This is a genomic window from Homoserinimonas sp. A447, assembly GCF_054489325.1.
Map to the genome: position 1 here is coordinate 1,638,205 of NZ_JBTMWW010000001.1, position 25,633 is coordinate 1,663,837.

Genomic DNA, 25,633 nt, shown 5'->3' on the forward strand with positions numbered 1-25,633 from the left:
TCCGGCGCTTGTCGGTGTCATGGAGTCGGGCATCGCGACTCGGCGAAGTCGGGGTCGGTGCGGGTGGTTCCGTCGATGGTCACGGTCGCTTTGACCCGGATTCCCGTGGCGTCCCAAGGTACCGTTTCGCCCGGGTCAGGAGTTCTGAAGGCGCCCCACAGAAGTCCGAGGTGCTCATAGGACACTTGGTAGGTCACTGTGCTGGCGCTCGCCCCGGGGTTGAGCGGAAGGATGACGATTCCCTCAAGCGGGGCTCCGGAGGCACAGCTCGCGACATCAGCCCGCGTTGCCATGGGCATCGCGGAATACACACTCGATGACGCTCCGCAGTAGCTTGCCGACGCGTCGCGGCAACCTCTGAATTGCACGTTTACCGTTGACCCGTACAGAGACCCGGGAACGGAGATGAATGCGCCGACGGTCGCATTGTGCCATACGCCATCACCCAGCGAGTACTCGTACCGAACAGCGGTCCCGGATGCCACCGAGAGCGATGTGATTGCAACATCATGGAATCCGCCGCCCCTATGCGCCACCGCGACACTTCCGCTCGCCTGGCCGGGGGGCCGCTTGCTCTCGACCGGTCCGGAAACCGTGGGTGTGCAATACATTCCGTTGTCCGCATAGACGATGTAGACATACTGGTCGCCGTCGTTGACGTGGGTGTCCACCCAGCCGCTGGACGCGGGGCTCACTCCCTTATTGAGGCCGGTACCGTCGCAGCTGGTGGGAACCGGGTCACCGACGTCGACCCTACCGATCGAGTAGGTACCTGAGACTGCGCCGTTCCAGGAAGCCGGCGCCCACTCCACCCTGATATTGCCCGAGGTGTCGTGCACGACGGCAGCGAGCCCTGGCACGGCAGAAGGCGGACCGACCGTCGTGACGGTGACCGCCGGGTTACGGTTCCACTGGGCATCAGAAGCCTGCGCGCTGTTTCGCGCATAGACGGTCACCGAGTACTGCTGATTCGCAACCAGCTGGCCGCCGGCCGTGGTGTCGACCAGGGAGTTGGCGCCCGGCCCGACGTTGATGGCCGCATCGACGTTGCTGCCGGTGATCCTGACGGTGTAGCCGGAGACCGCGGTTCCCGGGTTGGGGTCGGCTACCCGGTTCCAGTTGACGGTGATCGCCCCGCCGGCGGGCGCGGCGTTGGTGGCAACAGCGGTGATACCTCCGACTGGGGCAGGCAGGTAGTCGGCGCTGACCGGGGTACTCGCCGGGCTCGGCTCAGAGTCGCCGATCCCGTTGGTGGCGATCACGCGGAACTCGTACATCGCACCGATCGTGAGGTCAGTCAGGTCACAGCGGAGCTGAAGCCCGCAATCCTTGCTGTAGCCGCCGTTGTTGGTGCTGACGACGCGATAGCCGGTGATCGGGGAGTTGTTGAATGCTGGAGCCGTGATCCTCAGGGTGACGACGCCTCCGACATACTCCGCGACCGCGCGGGTCGGCGCGATCGGTGCGTCGGGCACATCCTGCACCGACAGGGTTACCGTCCCCCAGACGCGGCGGTCCGGGTCGCTGGTGGCGTCTGCGACCTGGTACTGCAACGAGGTGTCGATTGGGAGGGCACCATCCGAGACGGTGACCGTCAGACGGCTCCGATCGGCGCTCGGCACGACCGTGACACCGTCAGGCAGGCTTCCACCGCCCAGCCCGCGGATGTCGACCACCTTCAGTGCCCGGCCGGGGAACGGGTTGGTCGCTTCGTCGTTCGCCAGCACATTGACGACGGTGGTCTCTCCACGCTTCACGATCGCGGTATCCGGCGCCGGTGAAGCGAGGGGCCGGCTCGACGCCACCACGTTCAGCTGGATCCGACCCGGTTGGCCAACGCTCAGGTCGTCCCGAACTCCGAGGGTGAGCCCGGTACTCGCTCCCTTGCTGGCGTCGGCGTTCGCGCGCAGAGTCAGGGTGTTCTCACTCAGTGAATAGCTGAAACCGACCGGCAGGGGTTCGATGACCGTGTAGGCGAGTTCATCGATGTCGTCCTCGTAGGGATAGTTGGTCAGCTTGACCAGGTCGAGCACCTTCTCTTCTGCAGGTTCGAAGTCGATGACCCCGCCGGTGAACACCGGTGCCTGGTTCTCGCGCGGCGTTACCGTGATCGGCAGCACCAGCGTCGCCTTCCGCCCGTTCGGATCGGAAGCGGATGTGCCGTCCGTCACCTCGAACGAGATGGAGGCCGGGCCGAAATACTTGTCTGCCGAGGTGAACTTCAGTGTGTTCTCGTCGACGACCAGGTCCCCGCCGTCGGAGTGTGTCGCCCGCACGGTCGCGCTGTCGGTCAGGCGCACGGCTTGCCCACCGATCGTGATCACCCGCTTGCCAAGCTCGATGATCAGTTCGGACTCGCTCTCCACCGTGAGCGGGTTGGCACGCCGGTCGAGCTGTGGCAGTGCGTCGTCGTAGCCAGGCACCCATACGAAGGCATAGGAGACGATGTCGGGGTCCTCTGGGTGAGCGACCGAGAACGGGATGATCTGGCTGGCATCCTCGACCGTGACCTGCATGCGCTTGTCAGCGGTGATGACCGCGGAACTCCGGTAACCGGCGAGCAGGCCGAGGCGGAGTGCCGAGGAGTTGCCATCCGCGAAGAAGACATTGCGAAGCACGTCCACATCGATGACTTCACGGTCGAGGATGTCGGTGAGAGTGAGCACGGTGTCCAACGCGACCGGGTACGCCAATGGCGCGACCGGGTCGACCTCGACCGTGATGAAGTTGGAGCTGGTGCCGCCGAACTCATTCTCGATCGTGTAGACGAGACCATAGCGAGCCGGCTCCTCCGGCGGCGTGATGGTGACGATGTTGTCCTCGATCACGGCGACGATGTCTGGCGAGTTCGGCTCGACGCCGGTCACCGTCAGCGGCGACCCGCCTGGATCCGAGTCATTGGCGAGCACCAGTACCGACACAGTGCCCCCTGGCCGCACCCGCACAACATCGGGGTTCGCCACCGGGTTGCGGGGTCCGCTGGTGACGGGGCTGATTCCGACCCGTACCGTTCCGATGGACCGGGCACCCAGGCCATCCATCACGGTGTAGGTGAAGGTGTCGGTTCCAGCCGAGTAGCCACCGGCCTCGTACGCGATGAAGTCGGCTCCGACCTGGCTGACGGCGCCTTTCTCCGGGTTCGATTCCTGCCCAATCAACTGGACGGAGTCCCCGTCCGGGTCGATACCGGTGAGCGGGATCCGGATGCTGACCTTCTCCCCTGCCAGCACCCGCGCCGTCACCACTTGTGGCACGGGCGCGGTGTTGGTTGCCTCGATGGCCTCCCGCACGGCGATACGCACCTGCGCCTGCGCTACCTGCCCGTCGGGCCCTGCGACTTCATAAACCGCAGTGAAGTTGCCGGTCTGTTTCGGCGCCAGGTAACGCAGCTTGTTCCCGGATGCGAACAGCAGTCCGGAACCCTGCTTCAGCCCTGAGACCAGTTCGGGGTTGAGCGTCAGTTCTTCGCCATCCGGGTGCACGTCATTGGCCAGCACCGGGATGTCGATAGCGTCACCCAGCCGCACGGAGACGGTGTCATCCGTCGCCACCGGCGCTTGTGCCCGCACCGGCTGTGGCAGTTCGACCACCGTGACCACGCCCTCAGACTCGGCGAGGCCGTTGCTGACCCGGTATCCGAAGCTCAGCGTGCCGGCGTCGAGCGGCGCGGTCAGCGTCACCCGGATGGCCCGCTGCTCGAGCACCTCCGCCCGCACTCCGGATGCCACGCCCAGGTCGTCGACTCCGGTCACCATGAGCACGCCGCCGGCCGGATCGATATCGGTGGCAGCCACGCGGATGGTCTCGCTGCTCAGCGTCTTCACGAAAATCGTCTTCGGGATGGTGATCGGCTTCGAGTTGGCGTCTGGTGGCGCTGCCACATCGATTCGTACCAGTCCCGTGGCGGTCTGGTCGCCATCCGTCACCACGTATTCGATGTAGTGCGTGCGGATCTGGTCGCTGGTGAATCGGAACGTGCCCGTCTCGACACTCGATTCGATGGTCGCCCCGGTCTTCGCCGGGACGCCGCTCAGCCGGATGACGCCGGTTCCGCCGCGCACATGGTTCAGCGGTTCTACCGTGGCTTCTCGGCCCGCGTAGGTCTGGACTACGAAGGGGTCGGCGATGATCGGCACATCGCCGGCGGCACGAACGGTGACCGACATAGATCCGGAGCCCAGCGCCGACCCGTCTGACACGGTCAGCGCGATCGAGCGAAGCTGACCCGCTGCACCGCCCTCCTGGAAGACGACGGTTCCCTCCGGCTTGTGGCTGACCTGGTCGGGAAGGGATCCACCCGCGTCGGCCAGGTAGAACGCATCGCCGTCCGGGTCGAGCCAGTCGCCGAGCACGGGGGTGGACACCCTGCCGTTCTGGGCGACGGATGCCTTCGTCGGCCGGACCTGCACCGGTGGCGAATTCTCTTCAGGGCTGCGGATGGTGACGGTTGCTGTGGCCTGCGCGACCCCACCGCGTCCGTCGCTGATCGTGTAGCCGAACGAGATCTCGCCGCTTGCGCCGGGCGCGAGACTGAGCTGTGCCTGCTGACTGTTGTTGATCACGTCGATGCGGCCGAGGTTCGGATCGATGGGGACGACCTCGGTGATGACCAGCACGTCGCCGTTGGGGTCGTAGTCGTTGAGCAGCAGTGGAAGCACGCTGGTTCGCCCGGGGCGGGCGCCGAATGCGTCGTCGATGGCGACCGGTGGTACCTGGTCCTTCTCGAACTCCGGCGGCGTGTCCTCTTCGATCTCCTCTACCTCGCGCTGGTCTTCCTCCGCGAGGATCAGTTCATCCCAGTTCGCAATGAGTTCACCGCCCTGCTGCACCGCCCAGGCGTTGCCACTGGCCGGATCGCTCAGCACGACGCGATCACCGTTGACCGCGAACGTCGTCCGCCTGCTTCCCGCCTCCAGCCCGATCAGCGCCAGTGTCGTTCCTTCAGCGCCGGCGCACTGGCGCCAGGCGTTCCCGCCGGTCCAGGCTGCGAAGCTGCAGCCGTCGACGATGACGGGCGCAATGGCGTTGCCGGACTGCCCGGAGACGAGTTCGCGAATCGTTCCGCCGTCCAGGGGTACGGACAACAGGGCCGGCCCGGTCGCCACCAGTACGGAATCGTCGGCTGGCGACGGGCGTTGGATGGCAGCATCTTCCGTGGACGGGGCTGCGTCGGCAAGATCGATGGTTCGTTCCTGGGTCACCAACTCGCGAGTGGTCTGGTTGAACAGCACCCAGGCATCCCCGACCGAGGTGATCTCGAAGTCGTCGCCCGGAGCCGAAACATCGACATCCTGGCTCTGGCTGACGACGGCGGGCGCGGTCGCGTCGACCCGGTAGACCTTGCTGGTGTCTGCCGAGAATGCGAAGACCACACCCTGGTCGGACACCGTGGCGATGGAGTCTTCACCGAAGTTCAGGGTCGGCTCCGTTGCCGCGTCAAAGTTGGCCAACTCGGTGTACGGGAGAATCCAGACCGCTCCCGTCCTGGTGGCGTGGATGACGACGTTGTTGCCGGCCAGGTAGACCTCGGGAGAATCGGTCGGCATTGGCGCACTGTCTTCAATCGTGGATGTCGCAGGGTCGACGATATCGACGGTGTTGTTCTCGCGGTCGAAGAGCAGCACCTCGGTGCCGCGCTGCACCACCTCGATCTCATTGCCGGCGGCCTGCACGACGGTGTTGAGTTCCAGCACCGCGGTGTTGGCGCGACCGATCACCTGCTCTGTGCCGTTCGCGACCCACACCGACGAGTCGTTCAGGTCCATGCGCTGCGACGCATAGCCGGTGGAGATCACCGCAATGGTCGCGATCAGCGATGCGATCACGAACCCGCTGGCCACCGTGGACACCAGTGACCTGTGCCGTGCGGCCCACCTTCTAAACATCGTCGGTCACTCCGAGAAGATGACGCACTTTTGGCTGCTCGCGGGACCCGTCGTACCTGAACGGTTGACACTGACGGTGATGCAGACACGTTCTCCCGGCTGCGCGTCGACCACGAAGGATGGCGCCTTCTGCGGACTGAGCGTGCCATCCGGCGTCGTGATCTGGTACAGGTCGTCCGCGGCGATTCCCGGGTCCTCCCAGGTGAACTCGATCGAATCCTCCGACTGACTGGCCTGAATGCCCTGCACAGTCGGAATCGTCGAGGTCCCGGACTGGATGAGCACGAACGTCGCCGTGATGCCGAGAGCGAGCACCAGGAGCGCGATGACCACCATGCCCCAGGCCAGGAGCTTGATGCCCTTCGGGTGCGTGGCGATACGGGATACGGTGCTTGCCCCGCCCTCCGTCGGACGGTGAACGGTTCCGATGGGCGCGAAACTCGCATCCTGGCGCGATCGACGGCGCCGGCGCTTGCCGCTTCCTGTCACTGCCCCGGCAACCCCGCGAACCCGAGTGCGGTCTTCCAGGTCGGCGACGGTCGCGAGCGCCCAATCGTCCATCGCGACCTCGATCGGTGTCTGCGCGAGCCCGAGTTCCGTCTCGATCGACTGCAGCTCGCGCACCACCTCCAGCACGCTGTCCGGTCGGGAGGCCGGGTTCCGCGACATGGCCCTCTTGAGGATGCGCTCGATGCTGGCGGGAACATCCGGTCGGCCGATCGGTTGCATCTTCGCCTGGCTGATCCGATTGATGAGGTCGGCCGACTTGTTCGGTGACCCCGGCACCTCGAACGGCGATCGGCCAGCCAGCAACGAGTACACGGTCGCCGCGAAAGACCAGACTTCGCTCTGGACCGTCCCTGGCGTCTCATCCAGCAGCACCTCGGGGGCGGTCCACGGTATGGACATCCCCACCGACTCCTGGTTCTCGGCCTCGCTCAGCGTCGCTGCGATGCCGAAGTCGGACAACACCGGATGCCCGTAGGCGGTCAGGAGAATATTGGACGGCTTGATGTCGCGATGGAGCACCCCGGCGCGATGAGCGGTCTCGACCGCGCTTCCGATCTTGACCGCGATCTTCAGCACTTCGGGAACCGGAACCCGCTCTCGGCGATAGCGCTCGCTCAGGGCGGAAGAGCACATCTCCATCACCAGGTACGGGCGTCCGTCCGATGAGACGCTCGCCTGGTACACCGTGAGGATGGAGGGATGAGCGCTCAACTGGGCCATCAGGTTCGCTTCGGCCTGGAACATCTGGCGCACCTGGTCGTTGACGATCTCGCTGAGCATCACCTTGACTGCCACCTGGCGCCTGGGCATGTTCTGCTCGTACAGGAAGACGTCGGCGAATCCGCCGGATCCGAGAATGTGGATGTGCGAGAACCCGGGCAACACGGGAGGCTGCGACGGCAGTCTTCTGACCATGTTCCCCCCAGAGTTACTCTCTCGTTCCGGCCGCCTCAACAGACAGCGCGATTGACGCTGTGCAATCGCCCCCGTCGCCCTTCATTCTAAGCATCGCGCATCGCCATATAGCGGATGTTCACCAACACCGCAGGGTATCCCTCACCCCCCAATCTGGGGACATGGACATCCGGAATCATGCCAGCAAAGAGTGGGTCACTCGTCGTCGCCGGTCGGACCTTCGACCACATCGACGATGAGCACCGTCACATTATCGCGACCGCCGGCAGCCAGGGCGGCGTCGACGAGCAGCGACGCGGTCCGGTCCGGGGGGTGTCCAGCCGCCAGGTGCTGTTCCAATTGCTCGAAGGCAACCTCTTTGGTCAAGCCGTCGGAGCACAGAAGCAACCGCATGCCCTTGCGCAGCGGGATCAGCCAGTAATCGGTGACCGGATCGGCGTTGAACCCGACCGCACGCGTGATGATGTTGCTGTCGGGATGCTGTTCAGCCTCGCCCGCGCTGATCATGCCCGCATCGACGAGTTCCTGGACGACCGAGTGATCCACGGTCACCTGGTTCAGCTTCCGGTTCTCACTGAGATAGACCCGGGAGTCGCCGACGTTGAAGATGGCCCAGTGCGGCACTCCCCCCTTCGCCATCAGCGCCGCGCCGGTCACTGTCGTGCCAACGCCGAGGTGCGAATGATCGGCTGCGAGGGAGATGTCGCCGGTGGCGGCTTTCAGCGCAGCGTCGATGATCTCTGCGGTGGTGACCTCACCCTCCGCAGCCTCGCCGAGCCGCGTGACAACCGCCTTGCTTGCCACGTCTCCGGCTGAGTGGCCCCCCATACCGTCGGCGACGGCGAAGATCGGCGGCTTCGCCACCAGGCTGTCCTCGTTGTGCCTGCGCCGGTAGCCGGTGTGGGTGTCGAGCCCCCAGGACAGCACCGCCGGACGCTCTGCACCCGGCACCTTGACGGTGTGGTTGGTCGTACTCTGTCCGATCACGGTCACGAGTGTGTTGCTCCAGGGTGGGGATCGGGCGGGTAGGACCGCCTCAGTGAATGGATTTCGATCACGTTGCCATCGCCGATTTCTATCACGGACCCCGGAGTGACGACGACGGATTCGCTTTGGCGTAACCGGATCGGTGCTGAGCCCGGCTGCCGCACCTGGGTTCCGTTCGTCGACCCCAGGTCGGTCGCGATCACCACGGTACCCACCTGGCGCAGTTCGAGGTGGGTGCTGGAAACCTCGCCGAGCGGTGACGGGACGCGCACCAGGCGCGGAGTGCTGCCGGTCGTGATCCGCGGAGCGCTCGGCTTGCGGCCAAGGTACGCCGGCCGGTCGAGTCCGATCGGCTGGTGCGAATTGACGACGAAGCCGTAATCGGCCGAACCGTGCCGTGGCTCTGAGCCGAGAGACGAGGATCGGTCGACCCCCTCCTGGGCGGGATGTCGCATCCGCACAAAGGTGTCGCTCTCGTCGGGAAGGCGATGGTCCAGCGGGCGCGGTGGCTTGATGACGGTGTCATCAAGATCTTGCTCCACAGGGCAAGCCTAGCGACAGTGCCGGAGTATCCGGCCGGATTATGCCCCGATGAACGACATGACGTGCTTGATGCGGGTGTAGTCCTCGAAGCCGTATTGGGACAGGTCCTTGCCGTAACCCGAATGCTTGAACCCACCGTGGGGCATTTCGGCAACGATGGGGATATGGGTGTTGATCCACACGCATCCGAAGTCCAGGTTCTTGGCGCAGCGCATGGCACGACCGTGGTCGCGGGTCCAGACCGACGACGCCAATCCGTATTGAACGTCGTTCGCCCAGGCGAGCGCTTGTGCTTCGTCGCTGAACTTCTGCACGGTGATCACCGGCCCGAAGATCTCGTTCTGCACTGCGTTGTCGTCCTGCCGCAGGTTGGAGACGATGGTGGCCTCCAGGTAGTACCCGTTCGTGCCCTGTCGTTTTCCGCCCAGCTCCAGGTTGGCGTGGTCGGGAAGGGCGTCGATCATTCCGGAGACCCGCTCGAATTGCCCGGCATTGTTGAGTGGACCGAACAGAATGCCGGAGTCACCGGGCGCCCCGGTCTTCGCGTTGTCACGCGCGTAGGCAGCGAGCGCCGCCACGAACTCATCGTGGATGCCCTCCTGCACGAGCAGCCGGGTTGCCGCGGTGCAGTCCTGCCCGGCGTTGAAGTATCCGGCCGCCGTGATGCCTTCCACAGCCTTCTGGATGTCGGCATCGTCGAAGACGATGACCGGAGCCTTGCCTCCCAGCTCAAGATGCACCCTTTTCAGGTCGGCCGACGCCGCCCTCGCCACCTCCATGCCGGCTCGCACGGAGCCCGTGATCGAAACCAGCTGCGGCGTCTTGTGCTCGATCATCGCGGCACCGGTCGTGCGGTCGCCGGTGATCACGTTCAGCACGCCTGGCGGCAGGAACTCGGCGGCGACCTCGGCGAGCAGCAGAGTGGACAGCGGGGTGGTGTCGCTCGGCTTGAGCACGGTGGTATTCCCGGCCGCGAGCGCGGGGGCGAACTTCCATACGGCCATGTTCAGCGGATAGTTCCAGGGGGTCACCTGCCCGACAACACCGATCGGTTCTCGCCGGATGAAGGAGGTGTGGTCTTTCAGGTACTCACCGGCGGACTTGCCCTCGAGGTTGCGCGCCGCCCCGGCGAAGAAGCGGATCTGGTCGACCGACAGCATGATCTCGTCGTCGACCAGGGTGGCGCGTGGCTTCCCGGTGTCCTGGGATTCGGCATCCGCGAATTCCTCTGCGCGGGCCTGGATCGCATCCGCTATCCGGAACAGGGCGAGCTGGCGCTCGGAAGGCGTGGTCTCGCGCCACCCGTCGAATGCCGCCTCAGCGGCACGGTAGGCGTTGTCGACGTCGGCGGCATTCGACACCGGCGAGGACGCATAGACCTGCTCGGTGGCCGGATCGATGACGGGGAAAGAAGAATCGGACGTGGAATCGACGTAGTCGCCGCCCACGAAGTTCTGGAGTTCGCGTTCGCTCATCCATCCACGATAGCCAGCTTGTACTCGCGGCGCACTACCGCGACCACTGATTTCGTTGAATATCAGCTGTGAGCGTGCGGAATCACTTGTCTGAATATCATTTCACTGACACAATCGGAATATGACACCGGTTCCCAAGGCCAAGCACAATCAGCTGGACGATATCTCGAAAGCGATCATCGAACAGCTGCAGGTGGATGGCCGACGGTCGTACGCCGAAATCGGCAAGGCGGTCGGGCTGAGCGAAGCCGCCGTACGCCAACGCGTGCAGCGACTCACCGAATCCGGGGTCATGCAGGTGGTCGCGGTAACCGACCCGATGCAGCTGGGCTTCTATCGACAGGCGATGGTCGGCATCCGCGTATCCGGAGACACGACCGACGTCATCGAACGCCTGGCACGCATCCCGGCGGTGGACTACCTGGTGATGACGGCAGGCAACTTCGACGTCCTCGCCGAGGTGGTGTGCGAAGACGACGAGCACCTCATTGACCTGCTCAACAAGGAAATCCGCGGGATACCGGGCGTGCAATCGACCGAAACGTTCGTTTACCTGAAACTCGAGAAACAGTTCTACAACTGGGGAACACGATAACCATGACAATCACAGAACAAGCAGTCACCCCGTCCGGTAGCGACGCCACGGATGCGGTACTCCAGCAGAAGGCGAAAGACCACCTCTGGATGGCAATGTCCAGGCAGTCCGTCATGGAAGACGGCCACGGCGTTCCCATCATCGTGCGCGGTGAAGGCCACCACGTCTGGGACAGCCGGGGCAAGAAGTACTTCGACGGGCTCAGCGGCCTCTTCGTCGTCAACGTGGGACATGGCCGCAAACGCCTCGCCGAGGCGGCAGCCAGGCAGGCGGAGCAGCTGGCGTTCTTCCCCACCTGGTCGTACGCGCATCCGACCGCCATCGAACTCGCCGACCGGTTGGCCGCGGAGGCCCCCGGCGACCTGAACCGCGTGTTCTTCTCCTCGGGCGGCGGTGAAGCCAACGAGACCGCGTTCAAGCTGGCGAAGTACTTCTGGAAGCTCCAGGGCAGGCCCACCAAGCACAAGGTCATCTCCCGCGCGATCGCCTATCACGGCACGCCACAGGGAGCGCTGGCGATCACCGGCATTCCCGGGATGAAGGAGATGTTCGAACCGGTTACCCCCGGAGGCTTCCGGGTGCCGAACACGAACTACTACCGCGCCGATGAGATGGGGTTCGACACCTCGAGTGACAAGGGCTCGCTCGAGCACTTCGGGCTGTGGGCGGCCAACCGCATCGAAGAGATGATCCTGTTCGAAGGCCCGGAGACGGTCGCCGCGGTGTTCCTGGAGCCGGTGCAGAACAGCGGCGGATGCTTCCCACCGCCCCCCGGCTACTTCCAGCGCGTTCGCGAGATCTGCGACAAGTACGACGTGCTGCTCGTCGCTGACGAGGTCATCACCGGGTTCGGCCGCATCGGCAACACGTTCGCGTCGACGACCTACGGGTTCGTTCCGGACATGATCACCTGCGCGAAGGGACTCACCAGCGGCTACTCCCCCGCCGGCGCGACCATCATCAATGAGCGGATCTACGAGCCGTTCAAGCACGGCGACACGACGTTCTACCACGGCTACACCTGGGGCGGGCATCCGGTGTCGTCTGCCGTCGCGCTCGAGAACCTCGACATCATGGCCGAGGAAAAGCTGAACGAACGGGTTCGCGAGAACTCGCCGATCTTCCGGGCGACCCTCGAGAAGCTGCTCGACCTGCCGATCGTCGGAGACGTGCGCGGTGACGGTTACTTCTTCGGTATCGAACTCGTCAAGGACAAGGCGACCAAGGAGACCTTCACCGACGAGGAATCGGAGCGCCTGCTCCGCGGCTTCCTGTCGAAGGCCCTCTACGACGCCGGCCTGTACTGCCGGGCGGATGACCGTGGAGACCCCGTGATCCAGCTGGCGCCACCACTGACCATCGGGCCGGCCGAATTCGACGAGATCGAAGGCATCCTGCGCGGTGTGCTGACCGAGGCGTGGTCCCGGCTCTGACCGAGGCACGCAGCGTGGGTGACCAGTACCGGTCACTGTCGTATTGGCATGACACCGTGCCGGGCGACCTGTCGCCGCGCACCCCGTTACCTGGTGACCTCACCGCCGACATAGCGATCGTCGGCGGTGGGCTCACCGGGCTGTGGACCGCCTACTACCTGGCCAGGCGTGACCCATCGCTGAACATCGTCATCCTGGAGAAGGAGATCGCCGGTTTCGGGGCGTCCGGCCGCAACGGCGGTTGGTGTTCCGCGCTGTTCCCGACCTCGACAACGGGACTGGAACGCCGCCACGGCCGAGACGCTGCCATCCGAATGCGGCGGGCGATGGTGGAGACGGTCGATGAGGTCGGCCGGGTCACCGCCGAGAACGGCATCGACTGCGACTTCGCCCGAGGTGGCACGCTGACCTTCGTGCACTCGGACGCCCAGCGCACCCGCGCCGAGGCCGACATCGCGGAAGCATCTGCGTATGGCGTCGACCTGCTCAGCTGGTCCGAAAACCGCGACTACGTGCTCGACCCAGCCTGTGCACGCCTGCACCCCGCCAAACTCGTCCGCGGCCTCGCGAGCGTGGTCGAACGGCTCGGCGTGACCATCTACGAGCAGACCGAAGTACTCGACTACTCACCGCGCGCGGTGGTCACCACCCGGGGAACTGTTCGCTGCACTACGGTCGTGATCGCAACCGAAGGCTACGGCGCCTCCCTTCCCAAGACACACCGACGGGTACTGCCGCTCTACTCGCTGATGATCGCGACTGAACCCCTGACCGACGAGGCCTGGTCTGAGATCGGAATCGAACACGGCCAGACCTTCGCCGACTATCGGCACCTGCTGGTCTACGGGCAGCGCACGGCCGACAACCGGTTCGCCTTCGGTGGGAGGGGTGCCCGGTACCACTGGGGCAGCAGCATCCGCCCGGAATACGACCGGGCACCCCGGGTCTTCGAACACCTGCGGAAGACGCTTATCGAGTTCTTCCCGCAGACGGCGGATGCTGCGATCACCCACACCTGGGGCGGCCCCCTGGGAGTACCACGTGACTGGCATGCCACCGTCGGCTACGAGCCGGAACGGGGACTCGCCTGGGCGGGCGGCTACGTCGGGGACGGGCTCAGCACCACGAACCTGGCCGGGCGCACCCTGGCAGACCTCATCACCGAAACAGAGTCCGACCTCACCCGACTGCCCTGGGTCGGCCACAACTCACCAGCGTGGGAACCGGAGCCGCTGCGCTTCATCGGCTCCAACCTCGGCCTGCTCGCCATGACCATCGCCGACACCGAAGAGAGGCTGACCAGGCGGCCATCCATCGCCGCGATGGTCATGGCGCCTCTCACCGGGCATTGAGCGCGCCCGTCGTGCTCGCCCGGCGTCGGTGCGGCTTGGTATCCTGTAAATCGGCGTAGAGGCGAGGGGCACCGGTGACACTGTTCGAGTCCGAGCCGTTGCTTCCTGTGCGGAAAGGTCGCCGCAAGCGTGCCCGGCGCGCCATGGTCGCCAGCGGGCTCTCCACCGTACTGGCGATCGCTGTGGTGTTCGGCGGAATCTACCTGGTGCAGCATCCGCAACCCATCATCGACCAGGTGACCGTCTGGCAGTATGAGCCGACCCCGGTCGTCGAAGGGCACGTCGAGCGCCTCGGACTCACCGAGCACGGCACATTCCTCTACTACGCCAGCAGGCCGAGCATCGAGTCATCGATGGCGTTCGCCGAGTCCTGCCCAACGCACGAGGGCGAAGACGGTTTCGGCATTCTCGGCTGTTACCTGCCGTCGAACAAGACCATCTACCTCTACGACGTCACCGATGAGCGACTGGACGGCACGGAGGAGATCACGGCAGCGCACGAGATGCTCCATGCCGCCTGGGACCGGATGGGAGCCGACGAACGAGCACGGCTCGGCGCACTCCTCGAGGCGGAGTATGAGAAGCACAGCAGCAACGCGGCCTTCAGCGAGCGGATGGCGATCTATGCGCGGATCGAGCCGGGCGAACACGCCAACGAGTTGCATTCCATCCTGGGAACGGAAGTCGCCGAGCTCGGAACTGAGTTGGAGGAGTATTACGCCCAGTACTTCACCGACCGCGCAGCCGTGACCGCGCTGCACGCGTCGGCCAATGCGGTATTCGTCGAGCTGAAGGCGCGCACCGACCAGCTGGTCGCCGAAATGGATGCGCTCCGCGCCGAAATCGAGGCCGACTACGCCAGGTATACAGCCGGCACCGATGACCTGAACCGGGACGTGGAGGATTTCAACTCGCGCACGCGGGCGAACAGCCCGGAAGAGTTCCGGCAGTTGCAGGCAGAACGCGAGGAGTTGATGCGCCGGAAAGCCGAGCTGGACAGCCTTTACGCCTCGGTACAGGAACGCTCCGACCGGTTCGACGCCACGATGATCGAACTTGAGGGCTTGAATGAGGTGAGCGCCGACCTGCAGCGGGGCCTCAACATCGGCGGCGAGGCCAGCGTGGAAGAGGCCGGCTAGGGCGCGCCCGCCCCGAAAGCGGCGCGTCGCATCCGCTCGCGCAGGGTGCGCGCACCGATCGGTGGGCCGCTAGCAGATATGCACCGGCGCCCCGCGGATCGGACCGCGCCGCTTTCCACGCGCCGCGGATCCGTACGCGCGCCAGCGATGCGTGCGCACCAGCAACCGCTGAGCCTCCCCTGAAAACAGCTACACCTCGTCGGTCACCGGCCCCGCGAACTGGGCCTCGTAGAGGCGTGCGTACGCGCCATCCGCCTCCAGCAGTTCCGTGTGGGTGCCCTGCTCGACGATCTGCCCGGCCTCCATCACCAGGATCAGGTCCGAGTCACGAATAGTCGACAACCGGTGAGCGATCACGAAACTGGTGCGATCGGACCTCAGCGCCGACATGGCCCGCTGCACCAGCACCTCGGTGCGGGTGTCCACCGAACTGGTCGCCTCATCCAGGATGAGCACACTCGGCTTCGCCAGGAACGCCCGTGCAATCGTGAGCAACTGCTTCTCGCCGGCGCTCACATTCGAGGCCTCCTCGTCGAGCACCGTGTCGTAGCCGTCCGGCAGGGAGTGCACGAACCGGTCGACATAGGTGGCCCTCGCCGCGTCCAGGATCTCCTCCTCCGTGGCATCCGTGCGACCGTAGGCGATGTTGTCCCTGATCGTCCCACCGAACAGCCAGGTGTCCTGCAGCACCATTCCCATGCGCGACCGCAGGTCGTCACGGGTCATCGACGCCACGTCGACGCCATCGAGGGTGATGCGCCCGGAGTCGAGCTCGTAGAAGCGCATCATCAGGTTCACCAGCGTGGTCTTGCCCGCGCCGGTCGGACCGACGATGGCGATGGTCTGACCGGGCTCCGCCACCAGGTTCACCGACTCGATCAACGGGACATCCGGCTGGTACCGGAACGACACGTCCTCGAAGACCAGCCGTCCGCGCGTCACGCCGACTGACTGGGCGGGCGAGACATCCGGTGACTGCTCCTCGGCATCCATCAGGTCGAAGACACGCTCAGCGGATGCGACACCAGACTGCACCAGGTTGGCCATGCTTCCCAGCTGGGTGAGCGGCTGCGTGAACTGCCGGGAGTACTGGATGAACGCCTGCACGTCACCGAGCCGCATCGAACCATTCGCGACCTGCAGGCCGCCGACCACGGCAATCGCAACGTAAACCAGGTTTCCGACGAACATCATCGCCGGCATGATGATGCCGGACACGAACTGGGCACCGAAACTGGCCGCGAAGAGTTCCTCGTTCTTGTCCGCGAACACCTTCGACACTTCCCGCTGGCGACCGAACACCTTCACCAGGGCGTGCCCGGTGAAATTCTCCTCGATCTGCGAGTTCAGTTCGCCGGTGTGCTTCCACTGCGCCACGAACAGTTTCTGCGAACGCTTGGCGATCAGCCCGGTGATGAGCACGGTGAGCGGAATCGTGACCAGGGCGATCACCGTCAGCAATGGAGACACGATGAACATCATCACGATGACACCGATCACCGTCAGCAGCGACGTCAGCATCTGACTCAGTGTCTGCTGCAGGCTCTGGGCGACGTTGTCGATGTCGTTGGTGACCCGGCTCAGCAGCTCACCCCGCTGCATCCGGTCGAAGTAGCCGAGCGGCAGCCGGTTGATCTTCGCCTCGATGTCTTCACGCAGTCGATACACGGTCCGCTGAACCACGAAGTTGAGGACGTACGCCTGCAGCCAACCGAAAACGGACGCCAGGATGTAGAGGGCGAGCACCCAGAAGAGCACGGTGCTGAGCGCCATGAAGTCGATCCCAACGCCGGGCGTGAGCTCCATCCCAGCCAGCAGGTCGGCCATCTGGTTGTCGCCCTGGGCGCGCAGGCCCTCCACGATCTGCTGCTGGCTCAGGCCATCCGGCAGACCGGCAGAAATCGCGCCCTCGAAGATGAGCGTGGTCCCCTCGCCGAGGAGCTTCGGGCCGATGACCGTGAACACCACGCTGGCGACCGTGAGCAGGAACACCCAGGCCAGTGAGAGCCACTCGGGCGCCAGCTTGGAGAGCAGCCTCTTCGCCGACGGCCAGAAGTTCAGCGGCTTCTCCGGCGGGAGCATCCCGTGCGGTCCCTGCCCGCGGGCCACAGCCGGGCCACGAGTGCTCGAAACGTCGGCCTCCGGCTCTTTCCCGGAAGGAGTCTCTTCTACAGCTGTCTGGCTCATAGGGCTTCCTCGGCGCTCAATTGCGACGACACGATCTCCGCATAGGTTTCATTGCCATCAAGCAGCTCCTGATGGGTTCCGCGACCGACGATCGCACCATCGTCGAGCACCACGATCTGGTCCGCGTCCACGATGGTTGACACGCGCTGCGCGACGATGATCATGGTGGCATCGGCAACGTTGACGCGCAGGGCCTGCCTGAGCCGGGCATCCGTCGCCGAATCCAGCGCCGAGAACGAATCATCGAAGACATAGGTCTCTGCGCGTTTCACCAGCGCGCGTGCTATCGCCAGGCGCTGGCGCTGCCCGCCGGAGACGTTGGTTCCGCCCTGGGCAATGGCAGCGTCAAGTCCGCCGTCCATGGCCTCGACGAAGCTTTTCGCCTGCGCGATCTCGAGCGCCTCCCAGAGTTCGTCGTCCGTGGCATCCGGATTCCCGTAGCGGAGGTTGGTCGCAACCGTGCCGGAGAAGAGGTAAGGCTTCTGCGGTACCAGACCGATCCGGCTCCACAGCAGGTCGGGGTCCAGGTCGCGCACGTCGACACCGTCCACCAGTACCTGCCCGCCGGTCGCATCGAACAGCCGTGGCAAGAGGTTCACCAGGGAGGTCTTACCGGCGCCGGTGCTGCCGATGATGGCAACCGTCTGACCGCCGTCCACCTTGAGGTTCAGGTCGTGCAGCACCGGCTTTTCTGCGCCGGGGTAGGCGAACGATGCCCCCACCAACTCAACAGTCCCGTGTTCGACCAGCTCCGTCACCGGGTTCGCCGGCGGAACGACCGAGGTCTCGGTCTCCAGCACTTCGCCGATACGCTCGGCGCTCACCGCAGCGCGCGGGAGCATCACGGCCATGAAGGTGGCCATCATGACCGCCATCAGGATCTGCATCAGGTATTGCAGGAAGGCCATCAGCGTCCCCACCTCGATGTCGCCTTCGGCGACGCGAAGGCCGCCGAACCAGATGACGGCCACGCTGGACACGTTCATCACCAGCATCACCACCGGGAACATCAGCGCGAACAGCTTCCCGACCCCGAGGGCGACATCCGTCAATTCGCGGTTCGCGGTGGCGAACCGTGCCGTCTCGTGCTTCTCCCGGACGAACGCCCGCACAACGCGAATGCCGATGAGTTGCTCCCGCAGCACCCGGTTCACCGTGTCGATGCGCTCCTGCATGATGCGGAACATCGGCACCATGCGGATGATGATGCCCCCGATCGAGAGCAACAGCACCGGAATACTGACGGCCATCAGCCAGGACAGGCCGACATCCTGCTGAAGCGCCATGATCACCCCGCCGATCGCCAGGATCGGCGCGGAAACGAAGAGCGTGCAGGTCATCAAGACGACCATCTGTACCTGCTGCACGTCGTTGGTGGTGCGGGTGATGAGCGATGGCGCCCCGAACAGCGACACCTCACGCTCGGAGAATTCGCTTACTCTCGCGAACACCGACGACCGCAGGTCACGCCCCAGCAGCATGGCAACCCGTGCGCCGAAATAGACGGCGGCGATGGCACAGGCCACCTGCAGCAGCGTGACTCCGAGCATCATGCCGCCGACGGCGATGATGTAGCCGATATCGCCCTTGGCGACACCCTGGTCGATCACGTCGGCGTTCAGGCTGGGCAGGTAGAGCGAGGCCAGCGACTGTGCCAGCTGCAGCACCCCGACCGCGACGAGCAACTGCCCATAGGGCTTCAGGTGGTTGCGGAGTATGCGAAGGAGCATCAGTTGCTTTCTGTGTGGGCGCAGGGCGCGCTTCCGGCGACGCCGTACAAGACGATCGCGCTGAGTTGCTCCGTCGTGAACTCCACCCCGTCGTTGAGTTGTGGGAACGCGGCGGAGAAGGTGATGAGGCGGATGACGTGGCCCACCTGTTCTGGCGGCCAGTTCAGCCGGGCAAGGTCCGGGGCGAGGCATTGCCCGATGATCTCGGAGTAGACCTTTCGCTGGCTTGGCATCGGCGGCCGCTCCGCACCCAGGACCGCCATGATGCGGAACACCAGGTTGAATCGCTCTCGCAGCACGTGGACGATGGCGAAGATCTTGGTCTCCAGCGGCAGGTCCGGGTCGATCGCGCGCAACGAGAACCGCATCGGCTCCGGGTCGAGGTAGTGCGCGATCGCCGCCTCGATAAGCGATTCCTTGTCGCCGAACGCCCGGTAGATCGTGCCCTCGGCAATACCGGCGGCTTCGGCCAGCTGGCGGGAGGTCACGTCACGTCCGTGCGTCAGCAGCAACGGCGTGATCGCGTGAATGATCATCGCCCTGCGTTCATCGACCGGAAGCGGGCGGGCCCTGCCGGAGGGTGCCATCGACGTCGCAAGGTTCACCCGCCGAGTCTAACTGAGTGAGCGCTCACTCCCAAGTCGAGCCTTCTGCGGCGCCGTAAACTGGTGTTTCAGTACCGAACAGTGGGGGTCGCAGGATGTCGTTAGCCGTCAAGTATGCCGAGCATGGCGATGTCGGGGTGCTCCAGGTCGTCGATGTTCCGGAACCGCAAGCGGATGCCGGACAGGTCCGGGTCGCCGTCAAGGCAGCCGGCCTCAACCCCTACGATTCCAAAGCCCGTCGCGCGGTCTATGGGGAGCGAAAACTGCCCAGTGGACAGGGGGCAGAGTTCTCCGGAATCGTCGACCAGGTCGGCGACGATGTGACGGGCGTTTCGGTGGGTGATGAAGTACTGGGCTGGACCTCCTTCGCGGCCCAGGCCGAGTACGTCGTCGTCAAGGGCGAGAGGGTCGCCCCCAAGCCGGCAACGCTCGATTGGGCAGTCGCCGGTGGGATCGGACTGGTCGGCAATACTGCACTGCGCTCCAGCCACTCCCTCGGCCTCGGTCCGAAAGACACGGTTCTCATCTCGGCTGCAGCCGGGGGCGTCGGCTTGCTTGCCGTGCAGTTCGCCAAGGCCACCGGGGCAACCGTGATCGCCACGGCCAGTCCCTCGAACCATGAGTTCCTCCGAAGCATCGGCGCCATTCCGGTCGCCTATGGTGAGGGCGAGCTGCAGCGCCTTCGTGATGCCTCGCCGCACGGTTACACCGCCATGCTCGACAACCACGGGCGCAGCAGTGTGCTTCTCGGTCTCGAGTTGGGCATCCGCCCGGAGCGCATCAACTCGATCGCTGATTCTGGTGAACTAGGCATCCAGACGGTGGGGGGCGGCGGGAAAACTGCAGAGGAACTCGCCTGGCTGGCGAACAGTGCGGCAAGCGGTGAACTGCAATTCCCCATCCTCGCAACGTTCCCGCTCTCCGAGGTGCAGGATGCCTACCGGCTGCTCGAAACCGGCCACGGTCTGGGGAAGATCGTTCTCACCGTCCCATAACCCGCACTCTGGCCTCGGCTACGCGAGTTCGCTAATCGGCCGCCGCGTCGAAGAAGCCGCCGATCTGCTCGACCTCATCGGCGTCGGGTGTCCACGCGGTCCCGGCTGCCGCATTCTGGGTGACCTGCTCGCGGCTGGTCGCACCGGCGATCACGCTGGTGAGGTTCGGCTGGGCGAGCAGCCAGGCGAAGGTCGCCTCGACCATCGTGATTCCCCGCTCCGCGCAGAAGGCCTCGTAGGCCTCCAGTGCGTCCCAGGGGGCATCCTCCAGGAGGTGGGCCTTCTGAGCGGTGATGCGAGCATCCGCCGGCTGGGAGTCACGCCGGTACTTGCCGGTGAGCAATCCATTGTAGAGGGGGAAGAACGGCAGGAAGCCGAGCCCGTACGCGCGAACGGCCGGTAGCAGGTCGAGTTCCGCATCCCGGACGATCAGGCTGTACTCGTTCTGGGCGGAGATGAACTTCGGATGCCCGTTCAGCTGGGCGGTGAACTCGGCCTCTGCAACCTGCCAGCCGGCGAGATTGGAGTGGCCGATGTAGCGGACCTTCCCCTCGGTGATGAGGTCGTCGAGTGTCGCCAGGGTCTCTTCGATCGGGGTGAGCGGGTCGGGCTGATGCAGTTGGTACAGGTCGATCCAGTCGGTCTGGAGCCGCCGCAGGGAAGCCTCAACGGCACGCCGGATGTACCGGCGGGAGCCGCGCGCCTCCCATTCCGGGCCGGCGAGCCCGTCCATCTCCATGCCGAACTTGGTGGCCAGCACCACGTCATCCCGCCTGCCGGCCAGGGAGTTGCCCATGAGCGTTTCGCTGAGCCCGCGTTCGGCGCCATAGATGTCCGCCGTATCGAAGAAGGTCACGCCGGCGTCGATGGCGGCGCTGATCACCTCATCCGTTCCCTCCTGGGTCTCGGTTCGCGTCTTCGCGCGACCGAAGTTGTTGCATCCCAGCCCGATCGTCGACACGACGAGCCCTGAGTTTCCGAGTCTGCGGTACGCCATATCAGCCATGAACCCACTCTATTCCGCCCGAAGCATCCACTACCTGCCCCCCGCCGACGCGCTCCACTGTCGCACCCCTCCTCCCCACTGTCGCCACCGGAAACTCTCTCCCCGGCCGCACCGCTCCGGCGAATCGCCGGCTGCTGCCGGCGTTAGCCTCGAGCCATGGCACAGCTCACCTCCCCCACGTACATCCGTCGAGTCGACAGCCCGATCGGGCGCCTTGAACTCACCAGCGACGGCAAGTCGATTACCTCGCTGACCATCGAGCGGAAAGGCCACCTTCCGCTGGAAGAGCTCGACGAGAACAGCAACGGCGTGCTCGATCGCGCGGTGAAGCAGTTGTCGCAGTACTTCGCCGGTAAGCGTCACACCTTTGCCCTGCCGACAGCTCCGCGTGGCACGGAGTTCCAGCGCCAGATCTGGAGTGGGCTGACAGAGGTCCCCTGGGGTGAGGCCACCACGTATGGGCAACTGGGTGCCGCAACCGGGAGGGCGACGGCCGGCCGCGCCGTCGGTGGCGCTGTCGGCGCGAACCCGTTGCCGATCATCGTGCCCTGCCATCGCGTACTCGCGTCGAACGGGAAGATCACCGGCTACAGCGGAGGGAACGGTGTGCCGACCAAGGTTTGGCTCCTCGACCACGAGGGCATCGTCCACCGGTCTTAGGCCCGCACGCAGACAGGGCAACCGCCCGGAAACCAGCCCAGGCGCAACAGGAATGGGAACGCGTGGTGCAGGCCTGTTCGGACCGGGCTCAACCGGCCAGCGAGTTCACGACTTCGAGCTGCAGTTCGCCGGGTTTGCCGGGGCCCAGAGCGTGGCCGGAGGACGTCGCCCAGTCGAGGAGCGAATCGACGTGCGGATGATCGACACCGGACAGCAGCACGGAGCGGACAAACTCGCCCTTGCCCTTCTTGTTGAAATGGTTGAGCGCCCGCTTGGCGCCGTCGCTCCCCTCAGCGACCACCCGCAGGTAGAAGGAGCGTGGCCCGGACGGTGCCGGCCCCAGCGCCACGTAGGCCTCAGACCGCAGGTCGAGAATCAAGCCCTCGTAGCCGTCCAGCACCCGGGACACCGGCTCACGCCACACCTTTTTCAACGACAATGTCGGCATGCGCGAGTCGTGGGACAACCGGTACGCGGGTATCGGGTCGTCAGCGGCAACCAGCCCGAACAGGGCGGAGTGGATGGCGACATGACCGCTCGCGAAGTCCCGGGCATCCGCCGGCAACGATGAGGCGCCCAGAGCGTCGTAGAGCACACCGGTGTAGCGATCGATCGCCGGCATGGTCGGCGACGTGCGCACCACGCGATTGCGCAGAAGCTCATCACGCTGGCCGGCGCCCACCTTCAGCGCCGCCGCCATCGTGGTCAGGTTGCCCGATAGCTTGCGCAGCTCGACACTGACCGCCCGACGAGCAGCCCCGAGCTCGGGAAAGGCCAGGGACGCCAGCTCAAGAGCGGTGCCTTCCACTCCCCCGTCCCGCTTGGTCTCGGACGGGGGCAGCAGAATAAGCATCAGTCGTGCAGAGAAGGCGGAAAGCCGCCGGAGGCGCTTAGTGCTCTACCAGTGCAGCGTGACGCGCCACAATGGTGACGGTGTCGTGCTCCACCGACAGGAAGCCGTCATCGGCGTTAGCCGTCACGGTCGTGCCATCGCCCAGGGTCAGGCGGACCTCACCGGTCGACAGGATGCCCAGCATCGGTTCGTGGCCGGGAAGGATCCCGATCTCGCCCTCAGTGGTACGGGCGACGACCATCTTCACCTCGCCCGACCACACTTCGTGGTCGGCCGAGACGAGACTGACGTTGAGACCGGCCATTGCTAGCCGTTCTCCTTCTGGATCTGAGCCCACTTCTCTTCGACGTCGGAGATGGAACCGACGTTGAAGAATGCCTGCTCTGCGACGGTGTCGAAGTCACCACGGGTGATCGCGTCGAACGACTCGATGGTGTCCTTGAGCGGAACGGTCGAACCCTCGACACCGGTGAACTTCTTCGCCATGTAGGTGTTCTGCGACAGGAATTGCTGGATGCGACGTGCACGGGCAACCGTGATCTTGTCTTCCTCGGAAAGCTCATCGACACCGAGGATGGCGATGATCTCCTGGAGTTCCTTGTTCTTCTGCAGGATCTGCTTGACGTTGGTCGCCACACGGTAGTGGTCCTCACCCAGGTAGCGCGGGTCGAGGATGCGCGAGGTCGAGGTCAACGGGTCGACGGCCGGGTACAGGCCCTTCGACGCGATCTCACGGCTGAGCTCAGTCGTGGCGTCGAGGTGGGCGAAGGTGGTCGCCGGGGCCGGGTCGGTGTAGTCGTCAGCAGGAACGTAGATCGCCTGCAGCGAGGTGATCGAGTGGCCACGCGTCGAGGTGATGCGCTCCTGGAGGATACCCATCTCATCCGCCAGGTTCGGCTGGTAACCAACAGCAGAAGGCATGCGGCCCAGCAGGGTCGACACTTCGGAGCCGGCCTGCGTGAAGCGGAAGATGTTGTCGATGAAGAGCAGGACGTCCTGCTTCTGCACGTCACGGAAGTACTCAGCCATGGTCAGTGCAGACAGGGCGACGCGAAGACGCGTTCCCGGCGGCTCGTCCATCTGGCCGAACACGAGGGCTGTCTTGTCGAAGACGCCCGCCTCTTCCATCTCGTGGATGAGGTCGTTGCCCTCACGGGTACGCTCACCGACACCGGCGAACACCGACACACCACCGTGGTTCTGGGCGACGCGCTGGATCATCTCCTGGATGAGCACGGTCTTGCCGACACCTGCACCACCGAACAGGCCGATCTTTCCACCCTGCACGTACGGGGTGAGGAGGTCGATGACCTTGATGCCGGTCTCGAACAGTTCGGTCTTCGACTCGAGCTGGTCGAACGCCGGGGGCTTGCGGTGGATCGGCCAGCGCTCGGTGATCTCGATCTTCTCGCCGGGCTTAGCGTTCAGGATCTCGCCGATGACGTTGAATACCTTGCCCTTGGTGACATCACCGACCGGGACGGTGATCTGCTCGCCGGTGTCGCGCACTTCCTGGCCACGGACGACGCCGTCGGTCGGGTTCAGTGCGATGGCACGAACCAGGTCGTCACCGAGGTGCTGTGCGACCTCAAGGGTGATCTCGTGCGATTCGCCGGCGATGGTGATCGTCAACTTCAGCGCGTTGTAGATACCGGGGATCTCATCGTGTGCGAACTCGATGTCGACGACCGGGCCGTTGACTCGGGCGACGCGACCGATTGCGGCCGGGGCAACCGGCTTCGCGGGCACAGCGGCCTTTTTGGCCGGCGCCTTGCGGGTTGCCGGCTTCTTTGAAGCTGGGGTTGTAGTAGTCATAGGGCTTCCCTGTTTCTCCTGATACTTACTTCGAGCTTGAAAGGGCGTCTGCTCCGCCCACGATTTCTGAAATCTGCTGCGTGATCTCGGACTGGCGGGCGTTGTTTCCGAGGCGCGTGTAGTCCGTGATGAGCTTGTCAGCATTGTCGCTGGCCGACTTCATCGCCTTCTGGGTGGCGGCGTGCTTGGCCGTCGCCGACTGCAGCATGGCGTTGAAGATACGGCTCTCGATGTACACCGGCAGGAGTGCGTCGAGCACATCGCCGACCTCCGGTTCGAACTCGTACAGCGGGAAGATCTCGTTGCCTTCAGGCTCCTCGATCCCCTCGACCACTTCGAGCGGAAGCAGCCGCACGACTTCCGGCGTCTGCGTGAGCATGCTGACGAAGCGGTTGTAGACGATATGGATCTCGTCGACACCACCCTCGGCCGCCGGAGTCACGAAGGACGACACCAGGGCGTCACCGATCTCCTTCGCCGTATCGAACTCCGGGTTGTCTGTTCCACCGACCCAGTTGTCGACCGATGCGCGCTTGCGGAAGTTGAAGTACCCGACCGCCTTGCGCCCGACCAGGTAGTAGACGACGTCTTTGCCCTGGCTGCGCAGCAGTGTCGACAGCTCCTCAGCCTCACGCAGCACGTTCGCGTTGAACGCGCCGGCCAGTCCGCGGTCGGACGAGAAGATGACGACAGCTGCCCGTTCGACCGTTTCCGGCTCGGTGGTGAGCACGTGGTCGACGTTCGAGAAGGTGGCGACAGCGGATACCGCGCGCGTGATGGCGCGCGAATATGGAGCGGATGCTGCCATCCGGGCCTTCGCCTTGTTGATGCGCGATGCTGCGATCAACTCCATGGCTCGGGTGATCTTCTTGGTCGTCTGGGCAGAACGAATCTTCTGCCGGTAGACCCGAAGTTGCGATCCCATGTTTCTCTCTCTGTCCTGGTTCT

19 protein-coding genes are annotated in these 25,633 nt (G+C 64.8%); 6 read left to right on the plus strand and 13 right to left on the minus strand.

Going from position 1 to position 25,633, the window contains the following annotated elements; all coding sequences use genetic code 11:
• Window positions 1-17: 17 nt before the first annotated feature.
• The 5 genes from ACX3O0_RS07985 to ACX3O0_RS08005 all read right to left on the minus strand — a co-directional run bounded on the left by ACX3O0_RS07985 (window position 18) and on the right by ACX3O0_RS08005 (window position 10,315).
• The gene (locus ACX3O0_RS07985) at window positions 18-5,849 is read right to left on the minus strand and encodes an Ig-like domain-containing protein (protein ID WP_459107373.1); all 5,832 of its coding nucleotides are present in this window, start codon (window positions 5,847-5,849) and stop codon (window positions 18-20) included.
• Between the two features lie 42 nt (window positions 5,850-5,891).
• Window positions 5,892-7,310: a serine/threonine-protein kinase gene (locus tag ACX3O0_RS07990; RefSeq protein WP_459107374.1), complete on the minus strand. Its 1,419-nt coding sequence runs from the start codon at window positions 7,308-7,310 to the stop codon at window positions 5,892-5,894.
• A gap of 195 nt (window positions 7,311-7,505) precedes the next feature.
• Window positions 7,506-8,297 (minus strand): PP2C family protein-serine/threonine phosphatase, encoded by a 792-nt coding sequence (locus tag ACX3O0_RS07995; RefSeq protein ID WP_459093524.1) that lies wholly within the window; start codon window positions 8,295-8,297, stop codon window positions 7,506-7,508.
• A 2-nt stretch (window positions 8,298-8,299) separates the two neighbouring features.
• Window positions 8,300-8,839, minus strand: coding sequence for an FHA domain-containing protein (locus ACX3O0_RS08000; protein ID WP_459093523.1), 540 nt, complete (start codon window positions 8,837-8,839; stop codon window positions 8,300-8,302).
• Between the two features lie 39 nt (window positions 8,840-8,878).
• Window positions 8,879-10,315, minus strand: a complete 1,437-nt coding sequence (locus tag ACX3O0_RS08005; RefSeq protein WP_459107375.1) for a gamma-aminobutyraldehyde dehydrogenase — start codon at window positions 10,313-10,315, stop codon at window positions 8,879-8,881.
• Between the two features lie 121 nt (window positions 10,316-10,436).
• On the opposite strand from ACX3O0_RS08005, the gene ACX3O0_RS08010 reads away from it, so the two are divergent.
• From ACX3O0_RS08010 to ACX3O0_RS08025, 4 genes are all read left to right on the plus strand, one after another.
• Window positions 10,437-10,910: an Lrp/AsnC family transcriptional regulator gene (locus ACX3O0_RS08010; RefSeq protein WP_459093521.1), complete on the plus strand. Its 474-nt coding sequence runs from the start codon at window positions 10,437-10,439 to the stop codon at window positions 10,908-10,910.
• A 2-nt stretch (window positions 10,911-10,912) separates the two neighbouring features.
• Window positions 10,913-12,343 (plus strand): aspartate aminotransferase family protein, encoded by a 1,431-nt coding sequence (locus tag ACX3O0_RS08015; protein ID WP_459107376.1) that lies wholly within the window; start codon window positions 10,913-10,915, stop codon window positions 12,341-12,343.
• A gap of 14 nt (window positions 12,344-12,357) precedes the next feature.
• Window positions 12,358-13,695: an NAD(P)/FAD-dependent oxidoreductase gene (locus ACX3O0_RS08020; RefSeq protein ID WP_459107377.1), complete on the plus strand. Its 1,338-nt coding sequence runs from the start codon at window positions 12,358-12,360 to the stop codon at window positions 13,693-13,695.
• A gap of 74 nt (window positions 13,696-13,769) precedes the next feature.
• Window positions 13,770-14,834: a hypothetical protein gene (locus ACX3O0_RS08025; RefSeq protein WP_459107378.1), complete on the plus strand. Its 1,065-nt coding sequence runs from the start codon at window positions 13,770-13,772 to the stop codon at window positions 14,832-14,834.
• Window positions 14,835-15,023: 189 nt separating this feature from the next.
• Here ACX3O0_RS08025 and ACX3O0_RS08030 read toward each other — a convergent pair whose 3' ends face one another.
• Genes ACX3O0_RS08030 through ACX3O0_RS08040 form a run of 3 tightly spaced genes read right to left on the minus strand, consistent with a single transcriptional unit; the run spans window position 15,024 to window position 19,356 of the window.
• The gene (locus tag ACX3O0_RS08030) at window positions 15,024-17,021 is read right to left on the minus strand and encodes an ABC transporter ATP-binding protein (protein ID WP_459093517.1); all 1,998 of its coding nucleotides are present in this window, start codon (window positions 17,019-17,021) and stop codon (window positions 15,024-15,026) included.
• Entirely contained in the window at window positions 17,018-18,751 is a 1,734-nt protein-coding gene (locus tag ACX3O0_RS08035; RefSeq protein WP_459107379.1) for an ABC transporter ATP-binding protein, read from the minus strand. The genes ACX3O0_RS08030 and ACX3O0_RS08035 overlap by 4 nt, the downstream gene beginning before the upstream one ends.
• Complete coding sequence (locus ACX3O0_RS08040; protein WP_459093515.1) at window positions 18,751-19,356, minus strand: TetR/AcrR family transcriptional regulator; 606 nt, start codon at window positions 19,354-19,356, stop codon at window positions 18,751-18,753. Before ACX3O0_RS08040 ends, ACX3O0_RS08035 begins: the two co-directional genes overlap by 1 nt.
• Before the next feature lie 95 nt (window positions 19,357-19,451).
• Between ACX3O0_RS08040 and ACX3O0_RS08045 the strand changes: the two genes are divergently transcribed.
• Complete coding sequence (locus tag ACX3O0_RS08045; protein WP_459107380.1) at window positions 19,452-20,351, plus strand: NADP-dependent oxidoreductase; 900 nt, start codon at window positions 19,452-19,454, stop codon at window positions 20,349-20,351.
• 31 nt (window positions 20,352-20,382) lie between these two features.
• Here the strand turns inward: ACX3O0_RS08045 and ACX3O0_RS08050 are convergent, their stop codons facing one another.
• Window positions 20,383-21,357, minus strand: coding sequence for an aldo/keto reductase (locus tag ACX3O0_RS08050; RefSeq protein ID WP_459107381.1), 975 nt, complete (start codon window positions 21,355-21,357; stop codon window positions 20,383-20,385).
• A 156-nt stretch (window positions 21,358-21,513) separates the two neighbouring features.
• Between ACX3O0_RS08050 and ACX3O0_RS08055 the strand changes: the two genes are divergently transcribed.
• On the plus strand, window positions 21,514-22,017 hold the full coding sequence (locus ACX3O0_RS08055; protein WP_459107382.1) for a methylated-DNA--[protein]-cysteine S-methyltransferase: 504 nt from the start codon (window positions 21,514-21,516) through the stop codon (window positions 22,015-22,017).
• Window positions 22,018-22,105: 88 nt separating this feature from the next.
• Here the strand turns inward: ACX3O0_RS08055 and ACX3O0_RS08060 are convergent, their stop codons facing one another.
• Genes ACX3O0_RS08060 through ACX3O0_RS08075 form a run of 4 tightly spaced genes read right to left on the minus strand, consistent with a single transcriptional unit; the run spans window position 22,106 to window position 25,610 of the window.
• Window positions 22,106-22,870 carry a YaaA family protein gene (locus ACX3O0_RS08060; protein ID WP_459107383.1) on the minus strand — a complete coding sequence of 255 codons (765 nt, stop codon included), beginning with the start codon at window positions 22,868-22,870 and terminating at the stop codon, window positions 22,106-22,108.
• Between the two features lie 37 nt (window positions 22,871-22,907).
• Window positions 22,908-23,174 carry a F0F1 ATP synthase subunit epsilon gene (locus ACX3O0_RS08065; protein WP_459107384.1) on the minus strand — a complete coding sequence of 89 codons (267 nt, stop codon included), beginning with the start codon at window positions 23,172-23,174 and terminating at the stop codon, window positions 22,908-22,910.
• A gap of 2 nt (window positions 23,175-23,176) precedes the next feature.
• Window positions 23,177-24,685, minus strand: a complete 1,509-nt coding sequence (gene atpD / locus ACX3O0_RS08070) for a F0F1 ATP synthase subunit beta (protein WP_459093509.1) — start codon at window positions 24,683-24,685, stop codon at window positions 23,177-23,179.
• Between the two features lie 25 nt (window positions 24,686-24,710).
• A complete protein-coding gene (locus ACX3O0_RS08075) occupies window positions 24,711-25,610 on the minus strand; it encodes a F0F1 ATP synthase subunit gamma (protein ID WP_459093508.1) in 900 nt (299 codons plus the stop codon).
• Between the last annotated feature and the right edge of the window lie 23 nt (window positions 25,611-25,633).